Below are 25,793 nucleotides of genomic sequence, written 5' to 3' on the forward strand. Positions count from 1 at the left end.
GATACCAGAGCCATCCGTACCCCGATAAGCGCCACAGCGGTTATGCTCACGACTCAATCTAAGCGACGGGATGCCGCGTGACTGAACTGAACAACCTCTGGCTGACAGAAACCATCCGCCTGCGTGAAGAACACGCCGGGCCGCTTGAGGATCTGGAAGCCAACCGACTGGCCCGCAGCGCTGGCGGCGACCTGCCGGCACGGATTCAACGTCGGGCCGTGTGGCTGGCCGAACGCGATGGTTTGGCCAATGCCCTCGTGCACTGGCTGCAAGGCGCGCGACTGGCGCTGATCGTGATGGCGGTGTTGGCCGTGGTCAGCGGCGCCGGCCTGGCGTTTGCTGCGATGGGCGACGGGCAAACCCCGGTGAATGTGTTCTGGGCCTTGGGCAGTTTGCTCGGGCTGAACCTGATTTTGCTGATCAGTTGGGCGCTGGGCCTGGTCTTCGCCGGCGAACACGGCGCCACCCTCGGGCGCTTATGGTTGTGGCTCAGTGAAAGACTCGCGCGTGATGCCAAAGCCGCACAACTGGCCCCGGCCCTGCTGCTGCTATTGCAGCGACAAAAACTCAATCGCTGGGCCCTCGGTATTCTGGTCAACGGCCTGTGGCTGCTGGCGATGCTCAGCGCCCTGGCGATTCTACTGACGTTGATGGCCACCCGACGCTACGGCTTCGTCTGGGAAACCACCATCCTGAGCGGCGACACCTTCGTCGCCATGACTCAGGCCCTCGGCGCGCTGCCAGCCTTGATCGGTTTCAGCGTGCCCAGCGTGGAGATGATTCGCGCCAGCGGCGATGCCGCGCTGAACATCGAAAGCGCTCGGCAAGCCTGGGCCGCCTGGCTGGTGGGTGTGCTGCTGGTGTACGGCGTGTTGCCGCGCTTACTGCTGATGCTGTTTTGCCGATGGCGCTGGAAAACCGGCCAGGCGAAATTGCACCTGGATTTGAACCTGCCCGGTTATGCCCAACTGCGCGAACGCTTGATGCCCACCAGCGAGCGCCTGGGTATCAGCGATGCCGCGCCGGCGCAACTTCATCGCGTGCAAAGCGGTGTCACGGATCAGCAAAGCGACGGCGCCCTGCTGGTGGCCATCGAACTCGATGACCAACGCGAGTGGCCACCGCACCTGCCGAAAACCGTGGGCAACGCCGGCATACTCGACAGCCGTGAATCGCGCCACAAACTCCTCGAACAACTGAGCCGCTTTCCGCCCGCGCGGTTGCTGATTGCCTGCGACCCACGGCGCTCGCCGGACCGTGGCAGCCTGGCGCTGATCGCCGAACTGGCGCGCAATGCGGCCGCCACCCGCGTCTGGCTGCTGCAAGCGCCGCCCGGCGAAGCGCTGGATGCCGAACGGCTGGGGGACTGGCATGTCGCCTTGCAGCAATTGGAGCTGCCGTTCGCCGATTGCGCGCCGTTGAACTGGCTGGAGAGCGGTCATGACTAACGCCTGGAAGGCACCGTTGAAACTGGCCGTGGTCGGCCACACCAACGTCGGCAAAACCTCATTGCTGCGAACCCTGACCCGTGATGTCGGCTTCGGCGAAGTGTCCCATCGCCCCAGCACCACGCGCCATGTCGAAGGCGCGAGGTTGTCGGTGGACGGCGAGCCGCTGCTCGACCTCTACGACACGCCCGGCCTGGAAGACGCCATCGCCCTGCTCGACTACCTCGAACGGCTGGAACGTCCCGGCGAACGCCTCGACGGCCCGGCCCGCCTGGCGCGGTTCCTTGAGGGCAGCGAAGCCCGGCAGCGCTTTGAGCAGGAAGCCAAAGTGTTGCGCCAACTGCTCACCTGCGACGCCGGCCTCTACGTGATCGACGCCCGCGAGCCGGTGTTGGCCAAGTACCGCGATGAACTGGAAGTGTTGGCCAGCTGTGGCAAACCGTTGCTGCCGGTGCTGAATTTCGTCAGCAGTGCCAACCATCGCGAACCGGCCTGGCGTGAAGCGTTGGCGCGCCTGGGCTTGCATGCCTTGGTGCGTTTCGACAGCGTCGCGCCGCCAGAGGATGGTGAGCGTCGACTCTATGAAAGCCTCGCCCTCCTGCTGGAAAGCTCCCGTGAGCAACTGGAGCGCTTGATCGCCGATCAACAGGCCCAACGCCTCGCCCGTCAGCAAAGCGCAGTGCGGTTGATTGCCGAATTGCTGATTGATTGCGCCGCGTGCCGGCGCAGCGTTGCCAGCGACGCGGCGCAAGAACAACAGGCCATTGGTGAACTGCACAAAGCCGTGCGCCAGCGCGAACAACGTTGCGTTGAAGCACTGCTCAAGCTGTACGCCTTCCGCCCACAGGACGCGGCGGCCAGTGACTTGCCGCTGCTCGATGGGCGCTGGGGCGATGACTTGTTCAACCCCGAAACCCTCAAGCAACTCGGCGTAAGGGTCGGCGGTGGAATCGCGGCCGGTGCGGCCGCGGGCGCCGGGGTCGATTTGCTGGTGGGCGGCATTACCCTGGGTGCGGCAGCCTTGGCCGGAGCGATCGCCGGTGGCGCGCTGCAAACCGCGCGAAGCTATGGCAGCCGTTTGCTGGGCAAAATCAAAGGCCAGCGAGAGCTGACCGTCGATGACAGCGTATTGCGGTTATTGGCGTTGCGTCAGCGGCAACTGCTACAGGCGCTGAATCAGCGCGGGCATGCCGCGATGGACAGCATTCACGTGGCCACGCCCCAGGACAAGACCTGGCGCGAAGGCAAATTGCCCGAAGCACTGAACAAGGCACGGGCGTATCCGCAATGGTCGTCGCTTAATCCGCAGGCGAAATTGAATCAGGCCGAGCGCCAGGAGCAAATTGAGGTGTTGGCGCAACAGCTTTAAGCGGGGCAGCCTTCACACCGCCAACAGTCGCGCCGCTTTTTCCTTCAAGACCCCAAGGTCGATCACTGGCACCTGCATTTCCTTCGCCAGCTCATCCCACTGGCGCATGCGCAAACTGACTTCGCACAACGGGTCTTGCTCGAAGGCGTCAGCCTCGGCCGGTGTCATCACCCCGCCCTGGTATTCCAGGGTGCGGCGGCTGGCTTCGCTCAAGCGTTCGTAGTACCCAGGCGCTTTCAGCGTCAGATAACGCTTGGCCTGCACGTGGTATTCCACCAGTCGCGCCATGCGTTCGCTGAACCCGGCGCGGCGCAAGTAATCGGCGCCCAATCGCTCGTGGCTGACCACGCCGAAGCCGCCCATGTTCTCGGCGCTCTCGGCGCAGATGTGCCCGATGTCGTGAAAGAACGCCGCCAGCACCACTTCATCATCGAAGCCCTCGGCCATTGCCAGTTGCGCAGCCTGGGACATGTGCTCGATCTGCGACACCGGCTCGCCGATGTAATCGCTGTCGCCGAAACGTTCATACAAGCCGAATACTTCGGCGATCACGTGCTCACTGCTACCCATCAACGCTCTCCCAATAAAGTCGCCACGTTACGCTCCGCCATCGCGGGCCCGACGCTCATGCCGACGCCGGTGTGCATCAGCGCAATGCTGACGCCCGGCTGCGGTCGCAGGAATGAAAATGGCCCCGGCCCCCGTGAACCATAGACCCCCTGCCAGCGTTCGACCACTTGTACGTTGCAGCCCAACGTCTGCTCGGCCAGCTCGATCATCCAGTTGTCCACTTGCTCGGCATTGAACGGTGATGGATCGCGGCCGTAATGGTGAGAGTCGCCGATGATCAATTCGCCGTAGGGCGTCGGGCTGATTAGCAGGTGGATACCGTTTTCGTGCAAGTGCGGCTCGTCGCGCAGGATCTGCGCCTGCACCGCCGCCGCTTCCGGCAGGTCGGCAAAGGCGCCGTAGTGCACGCAGCTCAAACCGGTGAGCAAGGCGTGTTGCAAGTTGAGGTTGACCTGCGGGCGGGCGCGAAGCATTTGCAGGCGACAGATTTGTGGGTTGAGTTCTGCAATCTGTTCGGCCAGTAACGTCTGATAATCGTGGCCGGAACAGACGATGATCTGCTCGGCGCTGAACGTGCCGGCGGTACTGTGCAAGCGGCCCGGCTCGATGTCGCGAACCAGGGTCGAAAAGTGAAAGGTGACGCCGAGCTCGCGGCGCAGGTAGTCGATCAGTGCCGGTATCGCCTCGCGGGAATACAGTTGTTGATCGTCCATCCCGTGCAACGCGGCGCGGTGATGGCTGAACTGGCCGCTGTACAGATCGCGCAATGCCGCACCGCGCAGCAGCTCGACGCGGTAGCCGTATTCCACGGCGCGACCGGCGCAAAAAGCTTCGAGCAGGTGCTCTTCCGCTTCGGTACGGGCGAACAAGTAAGAGCCATTACGCTTGAGTTGCAGGCCGGCGAGTTGCGCCCATTGGCCCCAGATCTCGCGGCTGGCCCTGGCCAGTTCGAGCATCGGGCCCGGCGGCTGGCCGGTGACCAATGCCTGACCGAAGTTGCGTACCGATGCGCCTAAGGGCGTTTCGCTGCGTTCGAAAACGGTGACTTTCAGACCGCGTTTGGCGGCGGCGTAGGCGTGGGACAGACCGAGAATGCCGGCGCCGACGATCAGCATGTCGTTGTGTTGTGTCATTGAAATTTGTCCTGAATGACAGACCGCTATCGCGGGCAAGCCCGCTCCCACAGGTTTTGTGAACGCCACAGATCATGTGGGAGCGGGCTTGCTCGCGATGGGGCCCTGTCAGTCGATGAAGATCTTACTTGGCCGCCACTTTCTCGGACTTGCCGTCATAGCGCTTGCGCCATTCGGTCAGGATCTCGTCACGATTCTTGGAAGCCCAGGCAAAGTCGTTCTTGATCAGACGCTGCTCATAATCCGCCGGCAATTCGGTCTGCGGCTTGGCGATGCCAGGCTGAGCCAGAACAGCGAAGTTCTCTTTGTACAGTTCCATTGCCGCAGGGCTTGCCGAGAAGTCAGCCAGCTTCTTCGCCGCCTCTTCATGCGGAGTGCCCTTGATCACGGCGGTCGCTTCGATCTCCCAGCCCAGGCCTTCTTTCGGCAGGATGATGTCCAGCGGCGCGCCCTGGCGCTTGAGCTGAACGGCCGGGTATTCGAAGGAAATGCCGATCGGAAATTCGCCGGCAGCCGCCAGTTTGCAAGGCTTGGAACCGGAGTGAACGTACTGGCCGATGTTCTGGTGCAGGTCATCCATGTACTGCCAGCCCTGCTTCTCGCCGAAGGTTTGCAGCCAGGCGCTGACGTCGAGGAAGCCGGTGCCGGACGAGGCCGGGTTCGGCATCACGATTTTTCCTTTGTACTCAGGCTTGGTCAGGTCTTGCCAGCTCACGGGCTTGGCCAGGCCCTGCTTCTCGGCTTCGACGGTGTTGAAGCAAATGGTCGCGGCCCAGACGTCCATGCCGACCCAGGCTGGCGGGTTGGCGGCATCGCGGTAGTTGTTGCCGATTTTGCCCAGGTCCTTCGGCGCGTAGCTTTGCAACATGCCTTGTTGATCGAGGATCGCCAGGCTCGACGCGGCCAGGCCCCAGACAGCATCAGCTTGCGGGCGAGCTTTTTCGGCCAGCAGTTTGGCGGTGATGATCCCGGTGGAATCGCGCACCCATTTGATTTCGACGTCCGGGTTGGACTTTTCAAACGCTTCTTTATAGGTCTTCAGTTGTTCGGCTTCGAGGGCGGTGTACACCGTCAACTCGGTTTTCGCCGCGAAGGCGTTCAGGCTGAAAGCGGTGAGGACAGCAGCGGCCAAGGCCAGGGGCTTGAACATGATCTTTTCCTGTTGTTGAGTTGAGTGGGTTGTACGAATCAATGGCCAGGCGCGGTCTGCCGCCAGGCTTGGGAACGGCGCAGCAAACCGCGCGAGGCCCAGGCCAGCAGCAGGGACACGCCCGCCGAAGTGAACAGAATCAGGGTCGACATCGCCGCCGCGCCGCCAACGTTGCCGGCGTCGTCCATGTTCAGCACTGCCACCGCCGCGAGGATGGTGTCGGGGCTGTAGAGGAAGATCGCCGCCGAAACAGTGGTCATGGCCGAGACGAACAGGTAGCGCACGATGTCCAGCAGCGCCGGCAGGCAGATCGGTACCGTCACCCGCAGGTAGTGGCGATACAGCGGCGCCTTGAGCGACAGCGCGGCGGCTTCGAACTCCGCGTCGAGCTGACGCAGCGCGGTGGTCGCGGTCATTTGTGCGGTGGTCAAATAGTGAGCAATGGTGCAGACCACCAGCAGGGTCATAGTCCCGTAGAGCACATGCAGCGGGTTGCCGGTGAGGTTGAAGAAAAAGACATAACCCAGGCCCAACACCAGTCCCGGCACCGCCATCGGTACGAAACTGAGCATGCGCAGGGTCAGGTTCAGCCCACGCTGGCCCTTGGTTTTTTCCATCAGGTAAGCGCCGGTAAAAATCAGCACGCTGCCGATCAACGCCGTGCACAACGCCATCTTCACGCTGTTGCCGTAAGCCAGCCAGCCGCCGCCCGCCGTGTCGTTGAACTGGTAATGATTGAGCGACAACGACAGGTTGTACGGCCAGAATTTGACCAGGGATGAGAACACCGCCATGCCGAACACCAGTAACAACGCGGCGCAGATCAGCAACACGATGGCCAGGTAGCAACCGTCTCGCAGTGTCGATGCCGCCGGTTTGAATACCTGGGCACGACCGCTCATGGAATCACCGTGACGTCGACGCAACCACGCATCGACACCGAAGCTGAACAGCGCCGGCAACAGCAGGACCATGCCAATCAATGCGCCGCGACCAAACTGCTGCTGACCGACCACCGCTTTGTAGGCCTCCAGCGCCAACACTTGATAGTCGCCACCGACCACCACGGGCACGCCGAAGTCGGTGATGGTCAGGGTGAACACCAGACAGAACGCGGCGAACACAGCCTGACGGGTCGCCGGCCAGGTGATGCTGCGAAAGGCTTTGGCGGGACTTGCGCCCATGCTGGAGGCGGCATCGAACAATCGCGCATCCGCCAGGGACAGCGCCGACAGCAGAATCATCAAGGCATGCGGGAAGGTGTAGATGACCTCACCGAGCACAATGCCCCAGAAACCGTAGATGTTGTCCGAGAGCAGACCGCGCAACATGCCCTGGTTGCCGAACAGATAGACCAGTGCAATACCGGGCAGCATCGAAGGTGCCATCAACGGCAGCAGGGATATCGCACGCCAGACGCCTTTGCCGGGAATCAATGTGCGTTGCAGGGCGTAGGCAAACAGGTACGCCAGCGGTACGACGATCGCCGCCACGCTGAGGGAAACCTTCAGGCTGTTACCCAACAGCCAGTGAAAATTCGCACTGGTCACTAGCTCGCGTGCCGCGACCAGGCCACCTCCCTGCCCCGCCTCGGAACTGAAACCACGCCAGAAAATGGCGAGCAACGGCATCAACACGGCGACACCGAGCAGCACCAGCAACAGGACTTTGCCGCCGACCACGAACACCCGGTCGCCGATCTCGGCACGGGAGGTCTGCCGAACCTGCTTGTGCGGTATCGGCAGCGCGATGTTCGCGCTCATCAGGCAAACACCTGCAGGCTGCGTGGCGGCAAGGCGACCATGATCTGCTGCGCGCCGAGGCGCGGCATGGCTTCCGGCGCCAGTTCGGCCAGCAGCGCATGGCCCGGCAATTGATCGAGCTCGAAGCTCATGCGGCAGCGGTTGCCTAGGAAGGTGATTTCGCGAACCTTGGCCGGGAACAGGTTTTCCTCGTGCACCACCGGGTTCACGTTGATCGCTTCCGGGCGACAGAACAGTCGGCCCGATGCGGTTTTGGCGCTGCCATCAGCCAGGCGCAGGCTCATCCCGCCGACCTGGGCGTGGCTGTCACTGCTACGGCTGAACGGCAACCAGTTGCCCTGGCCGACGAACTCCGCCACAAACGGTGTGGCCGGGCGGTCGTAGATTTCCTGCGGCGTGGCGTACTGCTCGACCTTGCCGTTGTTCATCACGGCGATGCGGTCGGCCATCAGCATGGCTTCGTCCTGATTGTGCGTGACCATCAGGGTGGTGACGCCTAGGTTGCGCTGCAGTTGGCGCAGTTCGGTGCACAGATGCTCGCGGACCCGGGCGTCGAGTGCCGACATCGGTTCGTCCAGCAACAGTAACGAGGGCGCTGGCGCCAGGGCCCGAGCCAGTGCAACGCGTTGCTGTTGGCCGCCAGACAACTGGCCCGGGTACTTTTTCTCACTGCCGATCAGGCCGACCAATTCCAGCATCTGACCGACACGTTTACGCACTTCATCACGACCGCTGCCCGCGAGGCCGTAGGCAATGTTCGCTTCAACGGTGAGATTGGGGAACAACGCGTAGGACTGGAAGAGAATGCCGTAGTCCCGCGCTTGGGGGGCCAGATGGGAAACGTCGCGATCACCCAGGTACAACTCGCCGCTGTCCTGTTTTTCCAGACCGGCGATGCAGCGCAGCAACGTGGTTTTGCCACAACCCGACGGGCCCAGCAGACACACCAGCTCACCGGCCGCCACGTCGAGGGAAACGTTATCCAGCGCCGTGAAGGCGCCAAAGCGTTTCTGCACGCCGCGCACTTTCATTGGGGCGCCGGGGTTGGTCAGGGCAGTTGCGATCGAGTGGTTCATGGACAGGCCTCATCAAGCAGATGAGAGCCATCCTAGATTTGTAATGCGTCCGTCATATGGCAGTGAGGCAAAAACGACTGATAGTGGTATTCGGGGATTTTGGTTGAAGTCATGCGGCGCCTGAACTGACGCCATCGCGGGCAAGCCTTGCTCCTACAGGGGAACGCGGTCAACTGTAGGAGCAAGGCTTGCCCGCGATGAGGCCAGCTCAAGTGATGGATATTTCAGGCCGGGGCCATTTCCTGCGCCAACCCCAGGAACGCCGCCGGCAGCCGCGCGCCTTTGCGCTCCTTGAGGCAATACAGGTACTCGGGAATCTGCGGTGCATTTTCGATGGTCAGCACGCGCAATTGCGGATCGTGCGGCACTTCCTGGCGGGCAATGATGCTGATGCCGATGTTGCGCAGCACCGCCTCACGAATCGATTCACGGCTGCCAATTTCCAGCAACGGCCCGAAACTCACCCCGGCATTGACCAGCAACTCTTCGGTCAATCGACGGGTGGTCGAGCCCGACTCGCGCATCAGCAACGTATGCCCGGCCAAGGCGCTGAGTGGCACATGATCGTGAATCGCCAGCGGGTGATTGCGATGCACGGCCAGCACCAGCGGATCGCTGCCGAGCACCCGGCGAATCAGTCGCGCATCGTCCAGCAATTGCGAGGACGCTGCGACATCCACCCGGTAATCCTCCAGCGCTTCGAGCACTTGCTGCGAGTTGCCGATTTCCACCGACACTTCCACTTGCGGCAAGCGTTCGCGAAAGGTTTTCACCAGATCCAGGATGTAATACGGCGCCGTGGCGGCAATGCGCAACGTGCCCTGGACCTGGCCACTGTTGCGCAGGAAAAACTCGATGTCGGCTTCCTGTTGCAACAGCGCCTTGACCATCGGCAACAGCCGAGCGCCTTCATCGCTGACACTGAGGCGGCGGCCGCCACGGTAGAACAGTTCCACCGAATACTGGTTTTCCAGGTTGCGGATCTGGGTCGTGACCGTCGGTTGGCTCAGGCCGAGCTTCTTCGCCGCCAGGGTAATGCTGCCCAGGCGGGCCACCATGTAAAACGCCTTCAGCTCCGCACTCAGCACACCCTTCCCTCTTCCTTATTTGCGCAGCAGGCGCAAACCGTTGAACACCACCAACAAACTGACGCCCATGTCGGCGAACACCGCCATCCACATGGTAGCGAGCCCGGCGAAGGTTACCCCAAGAAAGATCGCCTTGATCACCAATGCCAGCGCGATGTTCTGTTTCAGGATGCTGGAGGTCTGCCGCGACAGCCGGATGAACGTCGGGATCTTGCGCAAGTCGTCATCCATCAAGGCGACATCAGCGGTCTCGATGGCCGTATCGGTGCCCGCCGCGGCCATGGCAAAACCGATCTCGGCCCGGGCCAGTGCCGGCGCATCGTTGATGCCATCGCCCACCATGCCGACGTTATGACCCTGTGCATAAAGGGCTTCGATGGCTTGCAGTTTGTCGGTCGGCAGCAGATCACCCTTGGCCTCGTCGATGCCCACTTGTGCGGCAATCGCCTGAGCGGTGTGGACGTTGTCGCCGGTCAGCATCAGGGTTTTGATGCCCAGGTCATGCAGTTGCTGGATCGCCTCGCGACTCGACTCTTTTACCGTGTCCGCCACCGCAAACAGCGCCAGCGGGCCGGATTTATCGAGCAGCAGCACCACCGACTTGCCCTGTTTCTCCAGCGCGAACAGTTTCTCTTCCAGCGCCGGCGAACACAGGTTCAGCTCTTCCACCAAACGGTGGTTACCCAAGTGATACACCTGACCGTTGATCTCACCGCGCACACCGCGACCGGCTAGCGCTTCAAAGTTATCCACAAACAGCGGCGCGAGTTGTTTATCCACAGCGGCATTGGCAATGGCCAGCGACACCGGGTGATCGGAACGACCGGCCAGCGCGGCGGCAATCGCCGGGGCTGTTTCGACGGTGGTTGTGTCGAGAGAAAGGTAATCCGTCTGTACCGGTTTGCCGTGGGTGATCGTTCCGGTCTTGTCCAACGCCAGATAATCGAGCTTGTAACCGCCCTCCAGATACACGCCACCCTTCACCAGAATGCCTTTGCGTGCCGCCGCCGCGAGGCCGCTGACGATGGTCACCGGGGTGGAAATCACCAGCGCACATGGGCAAGCGACCACCAGCAACACCAGCGCCCGGTAGATCCAGTCGAACCATGCGGCGCCCATGAACAGCGGAGGAATCAGCGCAACGGCAAGGGCCAGGATGAATACCGCTGGCGTGTAGATTTTCGAGAAGCTGTCGACGAAACGCTGGGTCGGTGCCCGCGCGCCCTGGGCCTGTTCGACGGCGTGGATGATTCGCGCCAGCGTCGAATTGTCCGCCGCTGCGGTCACGGCATATTCCAGAGATCCGGCCTGATTGATGGTGCCGGCGAATACTTTGTCGCCGACGGTTTTCTCAACCGGCAAGCTTTCACCCGTGATCGGCGCCTGATCGATAGTTGAACTGCCGGCCACCACTTCACCGTCCAGCCCGATGCGTTCACCGGGCCGCACCCGCACCCGCGCACCGAGTTCGATGGTTTTGACGTCTTGCTCGACCCAGCTGCCATCGGCCCGCTGCACCGTGGCCTGTTCCGGGGTCATCTGCATCAGGCCGCTGATCGCATTGCGTGCGCGGTCCAGGGATTTGGCTTCAATCAACTCGGCCACGGTGAACAGGAACATCACCATCGCCGCTTCCGGCCACTGACCGATCAGGATCGCGCCGGTCACCGCGATGCTCATCAGCGCGTTAATGTTCAGGTTGAGGTTTTTCAGGGCGATCCAGCCCTTTTTGTACGTGGTCAGGCCGCCGCTGAGGATTGAAACCAACGCGATAACCGCCACCACCCAAGTGGGTGCAGCGTTGGTGAAGTGAATGACTTCGGCGGCCATCGCCCCCACACCGGACAGCGCCAATGGCCACCACGGTTTTTTCTCCGGCGCGGGAGCGGGTGCTTCGACGCCTTGCTCAAGCGGTTCTGCCTGCATGCCGAGGGATTTGATCGCCTCGATGATGGGCGCAGTGCTTGGCAAGTCGTGGGTCACGCCCAACACCCGGTTGATCAGGTTGAACTCCAGTTGCTGCACACCGGCGAGTTTGCCGAGTTTGTTCTGGATCAGCGTCTGCTCGGTCGGGCAGTCCATCGCATCGATGCGAAAGCTGCTCAGGCGTGCACCGGCCGTTGGCGTTTCGCTCAATTTGATCAGCGACGGCGCAGCCACTTTGGTGGAACAGCAGGAATCGCCGTGGCCGCCATGCTCGTGCTTCTTTACAGGCTGCAGTGTGTGGCTGTGATCGTGCTCAGCCTTGGGGGTGTGGGTGTGTTGGGAATCGCTCATCAGGTCGCGTCCATAAGGTGCCTGTTGCCAAGTAAAGACCCTGTAGCCACTATAGGGTCAAGCACCTATTTGGAGACTGCCGTCATGAAGATCGGAGAACTGGCCAAACTGACCGACTGCGCCGTGGAAACCATCCGCTATTACGAGCGCGAAAGCCTGTTGCCGGAGCCGGCTCGCAGCGACGGCAACTACCGCGTCTACACCCAGGCCCACGCCGAGCGCCTGACCTTCATCCGCAACTGCCGCACCCTCGACATGACGCTGGAAGAAATCCGCAGCCTGCTGGCGTTTCGCGACAGCCCGCAGGATCAGTGCGAAAGCGTGAATGCGTTGATCGACGAGCACATCCACCACGTCAAGGCGCGGATCGATGGGTTACTGGCGTTGCAGACACAATTGCTCGACCTGCGCCAACGCTGTGGCGAAGGGCCGGAGATTGATCAGTGCGGGATTTTGCAACGGCTGGAAGTGAGTGGCGGGGTTGTGGCGACCGAGGTGGGGCATTCCCATGTCGGCCGCAGTCATGGACATTAGTCCTTCGCCAATTAACGCTCAGACCAATGTGAACTCCAAGGTACCCCGGGGGCCCATGCCATAATTCAGGCCGGGGACCATCCCGGAACCCAGAAACAAACTGCAAAGCAGGTGAACGGACTCTCCGCGATGCGCCTGATAGACAGAAGAATCAATCCGAAACTTGAGGGGTGAATCGGGACTGACCGTTAACTTGCGCTGATAGTCCCTCCAGGCGCCACCCTGCCCGCCGTTCGGGCTGCTTTTCCAGTGCATTTCAATGGCGTTGTTTGTTCGCAGGTTTTCAATCAGTGGAATGGTTAGGAAAACGCCATCGGGATGTTGATCAATATCCAGAACTCCCTCCGATACGTCGTCAATAGAAATCGGGGCGGTTTGAATCAGTGCCTGGGCGAACGTCATGTACAACGATGCGGAAGGTAATGCGCTCCCCCCTCTTTCGATAACAAAAATAACCTCAACCCGGTCGCCTTCAAACGGGCGTGCCGTTTCGTCAGGAACAGCAAACTGCAACGAGGTGAAACTCAGTACTGGCTGAGGTGGTGACTGGTAACTTTTCCCGCTGCCACCAAGCGCCTGCCACTGCACCCGAACCTGATCACCGATCTGAAATTCCCTGTCATTTACTGACACAACCACGCGCAGAGAATCGACGAAGATAGGTGCGCCAGTGAATATTTCCATAGGCACCACGCAATCCCATGGAGCGAGGCTTGGGATGAAATGAAAAAGTCCGGATCGGCTTTCGCAGCCAATAAGCGGTAAACCGGTTAATTGACTACTCAAGTGCTCTGGCGAGAGACCGATAGGGCTTTGCGAAAACCCGGTAGTTGCACGGGGCGCAATGATTGTCATGACGAAGCTCCTGAAATAAAGAAAGGGTGTTGCTGACCACGTCCTAATGGCCATTCAAACACCCTAGCATTCGTTCGCCCACTGTCAAAAATGACAGCCAGATAGACCTTTTTCTAATATAAAAATCTATCCGCCCATCTATTAAACCGCCATCGGCGCGGTCATCGGCGCGTGGTGCTCGTAACCTTCCAGCGAGAAATCGCTCGGTTCGATCAGCTCCAGCCACTCCGGCTGATAAACGCCGGTCTTGGCAAACGCCGGCACACGATCACTGATCACCAGTTTCGGCATCGGGAACGGCTCGCGCTTGAGCTGTTCATTGAGCATGTCCAGGTGGTTCTCGTAGACATGCGCGTCGCCGATGAAATAGGTGAACCAGCGCGGCGTGTAGCCGGTCAGGCGACCGATCAGGCTCAGCAGCGCCGCGCCTTCGGTGAGGTTGAACGGCGTACCGAGGCCTAGGTCGTTGGAACGGATGTAGAGGGTCAGGGAAATCTCCTTGGTCTCGACATTCGGGTGGAACTGGTACAGCAGATGGCACGGCGGCAGGGCCATTTCATCGAGCTGGGCAACGTTCCAGCCGTGGAACAGAATGCGGCGGCTGCCCGGGTCTTTGATGATGGTGTCGACGCACTGACGAATCTGGTCAATCGCCTTGTACAGCACGACGTAAGCCTGGCCGTCTTCTTCGCCTTCAGCGATCTGGCGGTAGCCTTGGCCCAATGTCTGTTCGATAGCGGCCTTATTGCTGACCGGGATCTGTTTGTACGCTGGCCATTTGCGCCATTGCACACCGTAGATTTCGCCGAGGTCGTCTTCGCCCTGGCGGAACGGGTTGGCCAGCCACTGCGCATTTTCGTTGGCGTTCTGGTCCCAGACCTTGCAGCCCAACGCGCGGAATTCGGCGGCGTTGTTAACGCCACGCAGAAAACCGCACATCTCGCCGATGGCCGATTTGAAAGCCATCTTGCGCGTGGTGATCGCCGGGAAACCTTCCTTGAGGTCATAGCGCAGCATCGCACCCGGAAAGCTGATGGTGTTCACGCCCGTGCGGTTGGCTTGCTTGGTGCCGTTCTTGATGACGTGGGCGACCAGTTCGAGATATTGCTTCATGAGTTACCTGTGTCCTTGAACCCGGAGACCGTTGCCCCCGGGGTTCGAATTTATACGGCTGCTGCTGGCGTCGCCGGGGCACGGTGATACGCCAGCCAGATCAGGAACAGACCGCCGACAATCATCGGCACGCAGAGCACTTGGCCCATGGTCAGCCAGTTCCAGGCCAGATAGCCCAGTTGCGCGTCCGGTACGCGGACGAATTCGACGATGAAACGGAAGATGCCATAGAACAGCGCGAACATCCCGGACACCGCCATGGTCGGCCGCGGCTTGCGCGAGAACAACCAGAGGATGAGGAACAGTGCCACGCCTTCCAGCGCGAACTGGTACAGCTGCGACGGATGGCGCGGCAACTGCGACGGATCGCTGAACGGCGGGAAGATCATTGCCCACGGCACGTCGGTCGGCTTGCCCCACAATTCGGCGTTGATGAAGTTGCCGATACGCCCGGCGCCCAGGCCGATCGGCACCATCGGCGCGACGAAATCCATCAGCTGGAAGAACGACTTGTTGTTCTTTTTACCAAACCACAACGCCGCCAGCATCACGCCGATGAACCCGCCGTGGAACGACATGCCGCCCTTCCACACTTCAAAAATCAGCGCCGGGTTGGCCAGGTACGCGTGCAGATCGTAGAACAGCACATACCCCAAACGGCCACCGACAATGACACCCATCGACATCCAGAAGACCATGTCGGAGAGCTTCTCCTTGGTCCAGGTCGGGTCGAAACGGTTCATCCGACGGGACGCCAGCAGCCAGGCGCCGCCAATGCCGATCAGGTACATCAAGCCGTACCAGTGGATTTTCAGCGGACCGATGGCCAGGGCCACCGGGTCGATCTGCGGGTAAGGCAGCATTGCGACTCCTCGTTAGAGTTGAAACCAAAATTCCCGGGCGACGCTGCCACCTCAGGATTAAGTCAGGATTGCGCGGGTCGTCAGAGCAAGAAACTCAGGCCGACGCAGAACAGCAAAGCGGCAAACAGTCTTTTCAGCAACTTCGGCGACAGCCTGTGGGCCAGTCGCGCGCCGATACGGGCGAAGACCATGCTGGTCAGGGCAATGCCCAACAGTGCCGGCAAATAAATAAAACCGAGACTATGGGCCGGCAGCAACGGATCGTGCCAGCCCAGGATCATGAAACTTAACGCACTGGCCAATGCGATCGGCAGACCGCAGGCCGACGATGTGGCCACGGCCTGTTGCATCGGCACACTGCGCCAGGTCAGGAACGGCACGGTCAAGGAGCCGCCGCCAATCCCGAAAATCGCCGAGGCCCAGCCAATCACACTGCCAGCCATGGTCAGACCGAGTTTGCCCGGCACCGTGCGGCTGGCCTTGGGCTTGACGTCCAGCGCCAGTTGCGCGGCGATGACCAGGGCGAACACACCGATGATTTTCTGCAAATTCGGACCGGAGATCGCTTCGGCCGTCAGTGCGCCGAAACCGGCGCCCATCAAAATGCCCACGGTCATCCAGACGAAAATCGGCCAACGCACCGCGCCACGACGATGGTGTTCGCGCACGGCGTTGACCGAGGTAAAGATAATCGTCGCCAGGGAGGTACCGACCGCCAGATGGGTCAGAATCGATGCATCGAAGCCCTGCAAGGTGAAACTGAATACCAGCACGGGGACGATAATGATCCCGCCGCCGACCCCGAACAGCCCGGCCAGCACGCCTGCGCAGGCGCCCAGCGCCAGATAGAGCAGAAATTCCATGACCTTCCTTGTACGCTTCTCAAAAAAGCACCGGCATAGTAACGGATGCGGGGCCCAAGGCTCCACTGGATGGCGATGGATACCCGTGCGATGTCTGCGTAGAGTGAGCAAAAAACACACAAGGACCACCTTATGTGCCTGATTGTTTTCGCCTGGCGACCGGGTCACGCCCAGCCGCTGATCGTGGCGGCCAACCGCGACGAGTTCTACGCGCGCCCCAGCCTGCCCTTGGCGCAATGGCCAGAAGCTGCGCACGTTCATGCCGGTCGCGACCTGGAGGCCGGCGGCACCTGGCTCGGTGTCGGCGCCAATGGGCGCTTTGCGGCGCTGACCAATATTCGTGATCCGCACCGACCACCCGGACGCAAGTCTCGCGGTGAACTGGTGGCGCGGTTTCTCACCGGGGAGCTGCCGATTGACGACTATTTAGCCGACGTTGTCGCCCGCTCGCCGGAATATGGCGGATTTAACCTGCTGGTCGGCAATGGCAATGAGCTCTGGCACTTCAATGCCCGGGAATCCGAGGCCGTGATGCTGGTGCCTGGGGTGTATGGGTTATCCAACGCCGGGCTGGATACGCCCTGGCCGAAGTTGCTCAAGGCCAAGGCGGCATTGAATGAGGTGCTGGAAGACCCACAACCTCAAGCACTATTGGCGCTGTTGAGCGATTCGCAGACTGCGCCATTTGCCGAGCTGCCGGATACAGGGGTGGGGCTGGCGACCGAGACGTTGTTGTCGAGTGTGTTTATTGCCAGCCAAAGCTACGGGACCCGGGCGAGCACGGCGTTGATTGTGCAGGCGGATGGCTCGCGGCATCTGGTCGAACGGAGTTTCGGGCCGTATGGCGGGCATCTTGGGGAAGTGGAGATCAGGCTTTAGTTTTGTGTTGGCTGGACGGCAAGCCTTGCTCCTACAGGTCTGTGGCTGCACGACACAAATCCGTAGGAGCATGGCTTGCCCGCGATGGGGCCGCCGCAGAATTAGAGGGGCTTGATCGCCGCTGGATTGATCATCCGCGCCAACCCGAGGTTTTTCAGCGCCAGTTGCAGCGAGCTGTGGATAACTTGCGGGTTGTCGATGGTCATCAGCTCGGCCAGCAATTCCTTGGCCTTGCTCAGGTTGATCTGGCGCAGCATCCACTTCACTTTCGGCAAGTTGGTGGCGTTCATCGACAGGCTGTCGAAGCCCATCGCCATCAACAGCACCGCCGCCGCCGGGTCACCGGCCATCTCACCGCAGATACTCACGGGCTTGCCTTCGGCATGGGCGTCACGCACCACGTTCTGCAAGGCCTGGAGCACCGCCGGGTGCAGGTAGTCGTAAAGGTCGGCCACCCGCGGGTTGTTGCGGTCGACGGCCAGCAGGTACTGAGTCAGGTCGTTGGAGCCGACCGACAGGAAGTCCACTTGCCGCGCCAGTTCCTTGGTCTGATACACCGCCGCCGGAATCTCGATCATCACGCCAATCGGCGGCATCGGCACATCGGTGCCTTCGTCGCGCACTTCGCCCCACGCCCGGTGGATCAGGTGCAAGGCTTCTTCGAGTTCGTGGGTGCCGGAGATCATCGGCAGCAGAATCCGCAAGTTGTTCAAGCCTTCGCTGGCCTTGAGCATGGCGCGGGTCTGGACCAGGAAAATTTCCGGGTGGTCGAGGGTGACGCGAATCCCGCGCCAGCCCAGGAACGGGTTGTCTTCCTTGATCGGAAAGTACGACAAGGCCTTGTCGCCGCCGATGTCGAGGCTGCGCATGGTCACCGGTTGCGGGTGAAACGCGGCGAGCTGCTCGCGGTAGATCGCCAGTTGTTCCTTTTCGCTCGGGAAACGCTGGTTGATCATGAACGGCACTTCGGTGCGGTACAGACCCACGCCTTCAGCGCCACGCTTCTGCGCCCGCGCCACGTCCGCCAGCAAACCGGTATTGACCCACAACGGCATGCGGTGACCATCGAGGGTCACGCACGGCAAGTCGCGCAGTGCATCCAGCCCGAGGGCCAGTTGCTTCTCTTCCTCGACCACTTCGGCGAACTGCTTGCGCAGTACATCGCTGGGGTTGGTGTAGACCTCGCCGTGGTAGCCGTCGACGATCATCTGGATGCCGTCGACTTTCGAGTACGGCAAGTCGACCAGGCCCATCACCGTCGGGATACCCATGGCTCGCGCCAGGATCGCGACGTGGGAGTTACCGGAGCCGAGTACCGACACCAGACCGGCCAGCTTGCCTTCCGGCACCTCGCCGAGCATGGCCGGCGTCAGTTCTTCGCTGACCAGAATGGTGTTGTCGGGATAAACCAGGGTTTGCTGACGCTCTTCCTGCAAATAGGCGAGCAGGCGGCGACCGAGGTCCTTGACGTCCGAGGCACGCTCACGCAGGTAGGCGTCGTCCATCAATTCGAAACGGTTGACGTGATCGGTGACCACTTGACGCAGTGCGCCCTGGGCCCACTGACCGGTCTTGATGACGGTGGTCACTTCGCTGCCCAGCGCGGCGTCGTCGAGCATCATCAGATAGACATCGAACAAGGCGCGCTCTTCCGGGCGCAATTGTGTCGCGAGCTTGGCCGACAGCGTGCGCATATCGGCGCGCACGCCTTCGATGGCGGTCTTGAACAGCCCGAGTTCGGCGTCGATGTCGACAATAGTCTTGTCCGGCACCACGTCCAGATCGGCGGGCGGCAGCATGACCACCGCCGTACCGACCGCCGCCCCCGGCGAACCCGGCACGCCGACAAACTTGGCTTCCTGGATGCCTTTGCCCTGACGGCCCAGGCCACGGATCGACCCGGTGGCCTCGGCGTGGGCGATAACGCCAGCCAGTTGCGCGCTCATGGTCACGAGGAAGGCTTCTTCACCTTCATCGAACTGGCGGCGTTCTTTTTGCTGGATGACCAACACGCCGACAACGCGGCGGTGGTGAATGATCGGCGCCCCGAGGAATGAAGCGAAGCGCTCTTCACCGGTCTCGGCGAAGTAGCGGTAGCGCGGGTGGTCCGCAGCGTTTTCGAGGTTCAGGGGTTCTTCGCGCGTACCGACCAGGCCAACCAGACCTTCGTTGGGTGCCATGCTGACTTTGCCGATCGAGCGCTTGTTCAAGCCCTCGGTAGCCATCAGCACGAAGCGGTTGGTCTCGGGGTCAAGCAGGTAGACCGAGCAGACCTGGCTGCCCATGGCCTCTTTGACGCGCAACACAATAATCCCCAACGCCGCCTTGAGATCCTTGGCGGAGTTAACTTCCTGGACGATCTTGCGCAGCGTATTGAGCATGGCTCGGGGTCGAACTCCGTCGTCAGTCGCGCGTTAAAAGGCGCGGGGCAAGCTCTTTGAGAGCGCGTCGATACACCTCGCGCTTGAATGTCACCACCTGGCCCAACGGATACCAATAGCTGACCCAGCGCCAGCCATCGAACTCCGGTTTACCGGTCAAATCCATCCGCACCCGCTGCTCGTTGGAGATCAGGCGCAGGAGAAACCATTTCTGTTTCTGGCCGATGCACAGCGGTTGGCTGTGGGTACGGACCAGACGTTGCGGCAAACGATAGCGCAACCAGCCCCGGGTGCAGGCGAGAATTTCAACATCTTCGCGCTCCAGACCCACTTCTTCGTTCAACTCGCGGTACAAGGCGTCTTCCGGCGTCTCCTGGGGGTTGATCCCTCCCTGTGGAAACTGCCAGGCATCTTGATTGATACGGCGAGCCCATAGCACCTGTCCGGCATCATTCGTGAGAATGATCCCGACATTGGGGCGGAAACCATCGGGGTCGATCACGGCAACAACCTCGCAAACGCATGTCGCCGCATTGTTCCACAAAGGTTGTGAAGGCAGCAACGAGCCGGCCAACCTTATGTGCACTCTTGTGAAAAGTCCGTATTCTGGGCGCCTTTCTACAGACTTTTCAGCGAGTAACTGCAATGCGCCTGGCTTTATTCGACTTGGACAACACTCTTCTGGGCGGCGACAGTGACCACGCCTGGGGCGATTACCTGTGCGAACGCGGCTTCCTCGACGCCGTCGCCTACAAGACTCGCAACGACGAGTTCTATCAGGATTACCTGGCCGGCAAGCTGGATAACGCCGCCTACCTGAACTTCTGCCTGGAAGTCCTCGGCCGCACCGAGATGACCGTGCTCGATCAGTGGCACAGCGACTACATGCGCGACTGCATCGAACCGATCGTGTTGCCCAAGGCCCTCGAACTGCTGGCCAAGCACCGCGACGCCGGCGACAAACTGGTGATCATCACCGCGACCAATCGCTTCGTCACCGGGCCGATTGCCCAGCGCCTGGGCGTTGAAACCTTGATCGCCACCGAGTGCGAGATGGTCGATGGCCGCTACACCGGGCGCAGTACCGACGTACCGTGCTTCCGTGAAGGCAAGGTAACGCGCTTGAATCGTTGGCTGGACGAGACCGGGCATTCACTGGAAGGCAGCTACTTCTATAGCGACTCGATGAATGATTTGCCGTTGCTGGAGCAGGTAACCCACCCGATCGCGGTTGATCCTGATCCGAATCTGCGTGCCGAAGCCCAGAAGCGTGGCTGGCCGGTGATCAGTCTGCGCCTCTGATTACATCTGTAGCAGCTGCCGAGGCACGAGGCTGCGTTGCGGTCCGCAGGGCCGTCCTCAAGGGCAGCTTCGCAGCCCATCGCAGCCTCGTACCTCGGCAGCTGCTACAGAGACTGCCTTAGATGGGTTTGGCTCCCATCAACCCCGCAATGGCCACAAAACAGACAAAACTGAACAACGCCAACGCAAAGGTAAATTTACCGACGCTAACCGGCGCCTTGCGCAGTTTGTTCAGCCGCACCAGCAACCAGAACCATGCCAGCGCCGCCACGGTGTACAGCACGCTGGAGGCCAGCAACCACGTCTGCCCCAGCGGCCAACCCACCAGATGCACCATGCACCAGCCTGTAACCGGCATGCTCAGCAGCGCCAGGCCCATCAGCAGCCAGACAAACACCCTTGGCCGCTGCAAGGTGCGGCTTCCCGCCGTCGCGTCACCCTTGCGCCGCGCAAGTAAAACCCAGACGCCCAGGCCCAGTGCGCTGATCAGCAACACAACCGTTGCGACCATGTGCGCCGCTTTCAGGGCAGATAACGTTTCCATTGTTCGATTTCCTTATGGCCTGCCCATCAGCGTAGCCGTTCAGCCCAGAAACAGCTTATAGGCCGGGTTGTCGCTTTCATCCCAGTACGGGTAACCGATTTCTTCCAGCGCGGCCGGCACCAGATGACGTTCGTCGTGCGGTACTTGCAGGCCCGCGACTACTCGGCCGTCCGCCGCACCATGGTTGCGGTAGTGGAACATCGAGATGTTCCAGCGCCCGCCCAACTTGTTGAGGAAGTTGAACAACGCCCCCGGACGCTCCGGGAATTCGAAGCGCAGGATCACTTCATCAACAACGTGGGCCGCTCGACCGCCGACCATGTGGCGAATGTGCAGCTTGGCCAGTTCGTTGTCGGTCAGGTCCAGCACCGGGAAGCCCTGTTCGCCGAGGCTGGCAATCAGCGCACTGCGCGGGTCGGTTTCCGGGTGCGTCTGCACGCCAACGAAGATGTGCGCTTCGCTGCCAGTGTTGTAGCGGTAATTGAATTCGGTGATCTGGCGTTTGCCGATGGCTTCGCAAAACGCCTTGAAGCTGCCCGGTTTCTCGGGGATGGTCACGGCGATGATTGCTTCACGACCTTCGCCCAGCTCGGCGCGTTCGGCGACATGGCGCAAGCGGTCGAAGTTGACGTTAGCGCCGGAGTCGATGGCCACGAAGGTCTGGCCGCTGACACCGCGCTGCTCGACATACTTCTTGATCCCGGCCACGCCCAGCGCGCCCGCAGGCTCGGTGATCGAGCGGGTATCGTCGTAGATATCCTTGATTGCCGCACAGATCTCGTCGGTGCTGACGGTGATCACTTCATCGACATAGTCTTTGCAGATGTCGAAGGTATGCTGGCCGATCTGTGCCACCGCAACGCCGTCGGCGAAGAGGCCCACGGTCGGCAATACCACGCGCTCACCCGCCGCCATGGCGGCTTGCAGGCAGTTGGAATCGTCCGGTTCGACGCCGATGACTTTGATGTCCGGGCGCAGGTACTTCACGTACGCCGCAATGCCGGCGATCAGCCCGCCACCGCCCACCGGGACGAAGATCGCATCCAGTGGCTGCGGGTGCTGACGCAGAATCTCCATGGCCACGGTGCCCTGCCCGGCAATGGTGTGGGGATCGTCGTAGGGGTGGATGTAGACGTAACCTTTTTCGTCGACCAGTTTCAGCGAGTAGGCCAGGGCTTCCGGGAACGAATCCCCGTGCAGCACCACTTTGCCGCCGCGCGAACGCACGCCTTCGACTTTGATTTCCGGGGTGGTCTTGGGCATGACGATGGTGGCTTTGACGCCCAGCACTTTCGCCGCCAGGGCCAGGCCTTGCGCGTGGTTACCCGCCGAAGCCGTCACGACGCCGCGCGCACGCTCTTCGTCGCTCAACTGGGTCAGTTTGTTGTAAGCGCCGCGAATCTTGAACGAGAACACCGGCTGCAAGTCTTCACGCTTGAGCCAGATCGTGTTGCCCAGCCGCTCGGTGAGCTGGCGGGCAGTCTGCAATGGGGTTTCTACGGCAACGTCATAAACGCGCGAGGTGAGGATCTTTTTGACGTACTGTTCGAGCATCGGAAAGCATCACTGAGCGGGTTGGGCAGGACCACGGAGTCTAACCCGGCTTTCAGCTGTACGACCACACGAATACAGCGGTTTTAGCCCCGCTTAGGGCTATAATGCCGGCCTTTCGTTCCCTCCCCGGCATCTCGGAGCCCGCATGAACCAGGATCAACTCAAACAGGCAGTGGCTCAGGCCGCCGTCGACTTCATCCTCCCGAAACTCGACGACAAGAGCATCGTCGGGGTCGGCACCGGCTCCACCGCCAACTGCTTCATCGATGCCCTGGCCAAGCACAAAGGTGCGTTCGACGGCGCTGTTGCCAGCTCCGAAGCCACCGCCGCCCGCCTCAAGGGCCACGGAATTCCGGTGTATGAGCTGAACACGGTCAGCGACCTGGAGTTTTACGTCGACGGCGCCGATGAAAGCGATGAGCACCTGAACCTGATCAAGGGCGGTGGCGCGGCCCTGACCCGCGAGAAGATCGTGGCGGCCGTGGCCAAGACGTTCATCTGCATCGCCGACGCCAGCAAACTGGTGCCAGTGCTCGGCGCGTTCCCGCTGCCGGTCGAAGTCATCCCGATGGCCCGCAGCCACGTGGCCCGCGAACTGGTGAAACTGGGCGGCGACCCGGTTTACCGCGAAGGCGTGCTGACCGACAACGGCAACATCATCCTTGATGTGTTCAACATGCAGATCACCAACCCGGTAGAACTGGAACGTCAGATCAACGCCATTGTTGGCGTGGTCACCAATGGTTTGTTCGCGGCACGCCCGGCGGACTTGCTGTTGCTGGGCACCAGCGAAGGCGTGAAAACCCTGCGCGCCGAGTAAGCCATTTACAACGCAAAACCTGTAGGAGCCGAGCTTGCTCGCGATAGCGGTGCATCATTCAACATCTCTGTCGACTGATGCACCGCTATCGCGAGCAAGCTCGGCTCCTACAGTGTTTTGTGGCACACACACAATCTGTGCATGTCTCCCACAGTGGTTTTGGGGTGTTTTTAGGGTTGCGCTGGTTTTTTGAAGACGTAGAACAGATTGGGCTCGCTGACGAGGTACATCGTACCCTCGTCATCCATCGCGATGCCTTCCGCTTGCGGCACGGTTTTTTGCAAACCCTGGCGCCCCTTGATCAATGACAGGGTGCTCAGCGGTCGCCCGTCCACATCCAGCTCCAGAATCAAGTGCGACTCGTCAGACAGCGCCAGCAGATGACCGCTGCGCTCGTCGTATTGCAAGCTCGACAAGTCCCGCACGAACATCCCCGCATCGCGCTTGGGGTTGTTCACCACGTGCACGGCGTAGGATTTCTCCGGGTTGTAATGCGCAAAGCCCTGCACTTCGTAGATCAGCATCGGGTCGCGCTCCTTGGCGACGAACAGGCGCTTGCCCACCGAATCGTACGCCAACCCTTCAAACCCCTTGTTACTGCCCATGTGCACGCCAAGGACCATCTGTTCGGCATCCGCCCCGTCGAGGAAAGTGGTGTCCTGCTCCAGATGAATCTTGATCAGCCGCTGCTGGCTCTCATCGGTGATCACGTAGGTGTCGGCGCTGATGAACTCCACCGCTTCCGGGTCGCCGAAGCCAATCAACGCCACCCGCCGCAGGACCTTGCCCTCAAGCGACAGCTCGATCAGCTCAGAGTTTTTGTTGGTCACCGTGAACAGGCTTTTGCGCACCGGATCAAACGTCAGCGCCGAGACGTTATCGTCCAGCCCGTCGATCACCCGTGCTTCGATTTCCACCCGGTATTGATCCAGGCCGATGGATTCGCTGCTCTGCGGCTGCCAAAGGGTCTGCAGGTTGAACCAGCCACGCTCGAACAAGCGCATGTATTGGCCGATCGCAACCAGCGCGATCAGGGCAATCACCGTCAGGATCAGGACAAGGGGTTTGGGACGGGCAAGTCGTTGCATTCAGGCCAGCTCGAAAACAAAACGGGCGGATGAAATATCACGCCCGTATGAATTCAAGCTTAATGGCCCGTAGCCTGCGACCACAACTGCGGGTTTGCGGCGCTTATTTCTGCTTTTCGAAGCGGTAGAACAGGTTCGGCTCACTCACCATGTACAAGGTGCCCGCTTCGTCCATGGTCACGCCTTCGGCCCGGGGAATGGTGTTCTTCAGGCCGTTGAAGCCACGCAGCAGCGTAATGAAACTGACCTGTTCACCCTTCTTGTCCAGCTCCAGCAACAGGTGCGAATCGGCGGACAGCACCAGCATGCGGCCGGTCCGCGGGTCGATGGCCAGTGCCGACAGGTTGCGCATATCCAGCGCATGACTGGCCAGTTTCAGCTTGTCACCGGTCAGGACCTTGCCGTCACCTTTCCAGGTAAACAAGGCCGGCGGACGCTCTTCGCCCAGCACCAGTTGCTGATTGCGCGGATCCCAGGTGACACCCTCGAAGGCCTTGTTCTGGTCTTTGGAAGGGCCGAGGTCGTATTTCGGGAAGTCGGCGATGTTCAGTTCGCGGGTGTCGGCGTCAACCTTGACGATAGCGATCAGATGCTCGCGCTCATCGACAATGGCCAACCGACCATCGCCCAGCACGGTGACGCCTTCAGGGTTGCTCCAGCCGACCAACGGCATTTTGCGCAACACATCGCCCTGCAGGTTCAATTCGACCAGGAACGGGTTCTTGCCCATGACCGAAAACAGGGTCTTGGTCTGGGGATCGTAAGACAGGTCCGATGCTTCGTCCTTTTCCATGCCCGGCAACGGCTTGGCATCGATCACTGCCCGGTAGTCCGGAAGCCAGATACTGGCCTGGCGCTCGGCCGGGCTCTTGAATTGCTCTTTCACCCAGAGCACGCCTCGCGCATCCCAATGCATGGCAAAGGCGACGCCGTAGGCGACAACGGCCACCAACAGTAGCCAGGTATACCAACGCAGCGCGAAGCGCGAGCGGCGGGCAGGTTTAAACGTGGAAAGCGGAGGAGTGGCCATCGGGGAATGCGTTCCAGAAATTCAGGCTAGGGGTAATAGCACAATTGGGGCCGGCTCAGACGCCGAACGCCCCGGAATTATCCAGAGAACATG

General features: G+C 60.9%; 23 protein-coding genes. 6 read left to right on the forward strand and 17 right to left on the reverse strand.

Annotated features, from left to right (window positions below; genetic code table 11):
• Positions 1-77: 77 nt before the first annotated feature.
• Together LOY55_RS28940 and LOY55_RS28945 are read left to right on the forward strand one after the other, a co-directional pair.
• Positions 78-1,448: a DUF2868 domain-containing protein gene (locus LOY55_RS28940; RefSeq protein WP_223522949.1), complete on the forward strand. Its 1,371-nt coding sequence runs from the start codon at positions 78-80 to the stop codon at positions 1,446-1,448.
• Positions 1,441-2,817 carry a GTPase/DUF3482 domain-containing protein gene (locus LOY55_RS28945; RefSeq protein WP_109785651.1) on the forward strand — a complete coding sequence of 459 codons (1,377 nt, stop codon included), beginning with the start codon at positions 1,441-1,443 and terminating at the stop codon, positions 2,815-2,817. The genes LOY55_RS28940 and LOY55_RS28945 overlap by 8 nt, the downstream gene beginning before the upstream one ends.
• A gap of 12 nt (positions 2,818-2,829) precedes the next feature.
• Here LOY55_RS28945 and LOY55_RS28950 read toward each other — a convergent pair whose 3' ends face one another.
• The 7 genes from LOY55_RS28950 to LOY55_RS28980 all read right to left on the reverse strand — a co-directional run bounded on the left by LOY55_RS28950 (position 2,830) and on the right by LOY55_RS28980 (position 11,874).
• On the reverse strand, positions 2,830-3,387 hold the full coding sequence (locus LOY55_RS28950) for a phosphonate degradation HD-domain oxygenase (protein WP_223522951.1): 558 nt from the start codon (positions 3,385-3,387) through the stop codon (positions 2,830-2,832).
• Positions 3,387-4,520: a TIGR03364 family FAD-dependent oxidoreductase gene (locus tag LOY55_RS28955; protein WP_223522953.1), complete on the reverse strand. Its 1,134-nt coding sequence runs from the start codon at positions 4,518-4,520 to the stop codon at positions 3,387-3,389. The genes LOY55_RS28950 and LOY55_RS28955 overlap by 1 nt, the downstream gene beginning before the upstream one ends.
• A 124-nt stretch (positions 4,521-4,644) precedes the next feature.
• Positions 4,645-5,670, reverse strand: coding sequence for a putative 2-aminoethylphosphonate ABC transporter substrate-binding protein (locus LOY55_RS28960; RefSeq protein ID WP_223522955.1), 1,026 nt, complete (start codon positions 5,668-5,670; stop codon positions 4,645-4,647).
• A gap of 38 nt (positions 5,671-5,708) precedes the next feature.
• Positions 5,709-7,433 (reverse strand): putative 2-aminoethylphosphonate ABC transporter permease subunit, encoded by a 1,725-nt coding sequence (locus LOY55_RS28965; protein ID WP_223522957.1) that lies wholly within the window; start codon positions 7,431-7,433, stop codon positions 5,709-5,711.
• Positions 7,433-8,509: a putative 2-aminoethylphosphonate ABC transporter ATP-binding protein gene (locus LOY55_RS28970; protein ID WP_223522959.1), complete on the reverse strand. Its 1,077-nt coding sequence runs from the start codon at positions 8,507-8,509 to the stop codon at positions 7,433-7,435. The genes LOY55_RS28965 and LOY55_RS28970 overlap by 1 nt, the downstream gene beginning before the upstream one ends.
• A gap of 224 nt (positions 8,510-8,733) precedes the next feature.
• Positions 8,734-9,597 (reverse strand): LysR family transcriptional regulator, encoded by an 864-nt coding sequence (locus tag LOY55_RS28975; protein WP_109785657.1) that lies wholly within the window; start codon positions 9,595-9,597, stop codon positions 8,734-8,736.
• Between the two features lie 15 nt (positions 9,598-9,612).
• On the reverse strand, positions 9,613-11,874 hold the full coding sequence (locus LOY55_RS28980; RefSeq protein WP_223522960.1) for a heavy metal translocating P-type ATPase: 2,262 nt from the start codon (positions 11,872-11,874) through the stop codon (positions 9,613-9,615).
• An 84-nt stretch (positions 11,875-11,958) separates the two neighbouring features.
• Between LOY55_RS28980 and cadR the strand changes: the two genes are divergently transcribed.
• On the forward strand, positions 11,959-12,408 hold the full coding sequence (cadR, locus tag LOY55_RS28985) for a Cd(II)/Pb(II)-responsive transcriptional regulator (RefSeq protein WP_223522962.1): 450 nt from the start codon (positions 11,959-11,961) through the stop codon (positions 12,406-12,408).
• An 18-nt stretch (positions 12,409-12,426) separates the two neighbouring features.
• Here the strand turns inward: cadR and LOY55_RS28990 are convergent, their stop codons facing one another.
• The 4 genes from LOY55_RS28990 to LOY55_RS29005 form a co-directional block, all read right to left on the reverse strand.
• Positions 12,427-13,263 (reverse strand): hypothetical protein, encoded by an 837-nt coding sequence (locus LOY55_RS28990; protein WP_146206164.1) that lies wholly within the window; start codon positions 13,261-13,263, stop codon positions 12,427-12,429.
• 141 nt (positions 13,264-13,404) lie between these two features.
• The gene (locus tag LOY55_RS28995; protein WP_223522964.1) at positions 13,405-14,376 is read right to left on the reverse strand and encodes a thymidylate synthase; all 972 of its coding nucleotides are present in this window, start codon (positions 14,374-14,376) and stop codon (positions 13,405-13,407) included.
• A gap of 50 nt (positions 14,377-14,426) precedes the next feature.
• A complete protein-coding gene (gene lgt, locus LOY55_RS29000; RefSeq protein WP_046032318.1) occupies positions 14,427-15,239 on the reverse strand; it encodes a prolipoprotein diacylglyceryl transferase in 813 nt (270 codons plus the stop codon).
• Between the two features lie 80 nt (positions 15,240-15,319).
• The gene (locus tag LOY55_RS29005) at positions 15,320-16,102 is read right to left on the reverse strand and encodes a sulfite exporter TauE/SafE family protein (RefSeq protein WP_109785661.1); all 783 of its coding nucleotides are present in this window, start codon (positions 16,100-16,102) and stop codon (positions 15,320-15,322) included.
• A gap of 132 nt (positions 16,103-16,234) precedes the next feature.
• On the opposite strand from LOY55_RS29005, the gene LOY55_RS29010 reads away from it, so the two are divergent.
• Entirely contained in the window at positions 16,235-16,981 is a 747-nt protein-coding gene (locus LOY55_RS29010; protein WP_223522965.1) for an NRDE family protein, read from the forward strand.
• 101 nt (positions 16,982-17,082) lie between these two features.
• Here LOY55_RS29010 and ptsP read toward each other — a convergent pair whose 3' ends face one another.
• Both ptsP and LOY55_RS29020 read right to left on the reverse strand, forming a co-directional pair.
• A complete protein-coding gene (gene ptsP, locus LOY55_RS29015; protein WP_046032315.1) occupies positions 17,083-19,362 on the reverse strand; it encodes a phosphoenolpyruvate--protein phosphotransferase in 2,280 nt (759 codons plus the stop codon).
• 22 nt (positions 19,363-19,384) lie between these two features.
• Positions 19,385-19,864 (reverse strand): RNA pyrophosphohydrolase, encoded by a 480-nt coding sequence (locus LOY55_RS29020; protein ID WP_007945562.1) that lies wholly within the window; start codon positions 19,862-19,864, stop codon positions 19,385-19,387.
• A gap of 143 nt (positions 19,865-20,007) precedes the next feature.
• On the opposite strand from LOY55_RS29020, the gene LOY55_RS29025 reads away from it, so the two are divergent.
• Positions 20,008-20,664, forward strand: coding sequence for an HAD family phosphatase (locus LOY55_RS29025; protein ID WP_223522967.1), 657 nt, complete (start codon positions 20,008-20,010; stop codon positions 20,662-20,664).
• Between the two features lie 118 nt (positions 20,665-20,782).
• Here the strand turns inward: LOY55_RS29025 and LOY55_RS29030 are convergent, their stop codons facing one another.
• Positions 20,783-21,208 carry a DUF2269 domain-containing protein gene (locus LOY55_RS29030; protein ID WP_223522969.1) on the reverse strand — a complete coding sequence of 142 codons (426 nt, stop codon included), beginning with the start codon at positions 21,206-21,208 and terminating at the stop codon, positions 20,783-20,785.
• Between the two features lie 39 nt (positions 21,209-21,247).
• Positions 21,248-22,762 (reverse strand): threonine ammonia-lyase, biosynthetic, encoded by a 1,515-nt coding sequence (ilvA, locus tag LOY55_RS29035; RefSeq protein ID WP_046032312.1) that lies wholly within the window; start codon positions 22,760-22,762, stop codon positions 21,248-21,250.
• Between the two features lie 145 nt (positions 22,763-22,907).
• Here ilvA and rpiA point away from each other — a divergent pair, with 145 nt between their 5' ends.
• Positions 22,908-23,582, forward strand: a complete 675-nt coding sequence (gene rpiA, locus LOY55_RS29040) for a ribose-5-phosphate isomerase RpiA (protein ID WP_046032311.1) — start codon at positions 22,908-22,910, stop codon at positions 23,580-23,582.
• Between the two features lie 170 nt (positions 23,583-23,752).
• Here the strand turns inward: rpiA and LOY55_RS29045 are convergent, their stop codons facing one another.
• Together LOY55_RS29045 and LOY55_RS29050 are read right to left on the reverse strand one after the other, a co-directional pair.
• Positions 23,753-24,670 (reverse strand): SdiA-regulated domain-containing protein, encoded by a 918-nt coding sequence (locus LOY55_RS29045; RefSeq protein WP_109785664.1) that lies wholly within the window; start codon positions 24,668-24,670, stop codon positions 23,753-23,755.
• A 103-nt stretch (positions 24,671-24,773) separates the two neighbouring features.
• Entirely contained in the window at positions 24,774-25,700 is a 927-nt protein-coding gene (locus tag LOY55_RS29050; protein WP_223522970.1) for an SdiA-regulated domain-containing protein, read from the reverse strand.
• Positions 25,701-25,793 lie beyond the last annotated feature (93 nt).

It is taken from the genome of Pseudomonas sp. B21-040 (assembly GCF_024748695.1).
Lineage (GTDB): Bacteria > Pseudomonadota > Gammaproteobacteria > Pseudomonadales > Pseudomonadaceae > Aquipseudomonas.

Coding starts and splice junctions, on each gene's coding strand:
- rpiA (WP_046032311.1), top strand. CDS start 22,908: ATGAACCAGGATCAACTCAAACAGGCAGTGGCTCAGGCCGCCGTCGAC.
- LOY55_RS28970 (WP_223522959.1), bottom strand. CDS start 8,509: ATGAACCACTCGATCGCAACTGCCCTGACCAACCCCGGCGCCCCAATG.
- LOY55_RS28945 (WP_109785651.1), top strand. CDS start 1,441: ATGACTAACGCCTGGAAGGCACCGTTGAAACTGGCCGTGGTCGGCCAC.
- cadR (WP_223522962.1), top strand. CDS start 11,959: ATGAAGATCGGAGAACTGGCCAAACTGACCGACTGCGCCGTGGAAACC.
- LOY55_RS28955 (WP_223522953.1), bottom strand. CDS start 4,520: ATGACACAACACAACGACATGCTGATCGTCGGCGCCGGCATTCTCGGT.
- LOY55_RS29025 (WP_223522967.1), top strand. CDS start 20,008: ATGCGCCTGGCTTTATTCGACTTGGACAACACTCTTCTGGGCGGCGAC.
- LOY55_RS28980 (WP_223522960.1), bottom strand. CDS start 11,874: ATGAGCGATTCCCAACACACCCACACCCCCAAGGCTGAGCACGATCAC.
- ilvA (WP_046032312.1), bottom strand. CDS start 22,762: ATGCTCGAACAGTACGTCAAAAAGATCCTCACCTCGCGCGTTTATGAC.
- LOY55_RS28960 (WP_223522955.1), bottom strand. CDS start 5,670: ATGTTCAAGCCCCTGGCCTTGGCCGCTGCTGTCCTCACCGCTTTCAGC.
- LOY55_RS29050 (WP_223522970.1), bottom strand. CDS start 25,700: ATGGCCACTCCTCCGCTTTCCACGTTTAAACCTGCCCGCCGCTCGCGC.
- lgt (WP_046032318.1), bottom strand. CDS start 15,239: ATGCTGCCTTACCCGCAGATCGACCCGGTGGCCCTGGCCATCGGTCCG.
- LOY55_RS28995 (WP_223522964.1), bottom strand. CDS start 14,376: ATGAAGCAATATCTCGAACTGGTCGCCCACGTCATCAAGAACGGCACC.
- LOY55_RS28990 (WP_146206164.1), bottom strand. CDS start 13,263: ATGACAATCATTGCGCCCCGTGCAACTACCGGGTTTTCGCAAAGCCCT.
- LOY55_RS28950 (WP_223522951.1), bottom strand. CDS start 3,387: ATGGGTAGCAGTGAGCACGTGATCGCCGAAGTATTCGGCTTGTATGAA.
- LOY55_RS29045 (WP_109785664.1), bottom strand. CDS start 24,670: ATGCAACGACTTGCCCGTCCCAAACCCCTTGTCCTGATCCTGACGGTG.
- ptsP (WP_046032315.1), bottom strand. CDS start 19,362: ATGCTCAATACGCTGCGCAAGATCGTCCAGGAAGTTAACTCCGCCAAG.
- LOY55_RS29030 (WP_223522969.1), bottom strand. CDS start 21,208: ATGGAAACGTTATCTGCCCTGAAAGCGGCGCACATGGTCGCAACGGTT.
- LOY55_RS29005 (WP_109785661.1), bottom strand. CDS start 16,102: ATGGAATTTCTGCTCTATCTGGCGCTGGGCGCCTGCGCAGGCGTGCTG.
- LOY55_RS29010 (WP_223522965.1), top strand. CDS start 16,235: ATGTGCCTGATTGTTTTCGCCTGGCGACCGGGTCACGCCCAGCCGCTG.
- LOY55_RS28965 (WP_223522957.1), bottom strand. CDS start 7,433: ATGAGCGCGAACATCGCGCTGCCGATACCGCACAAGCAGGTTCGGCAG.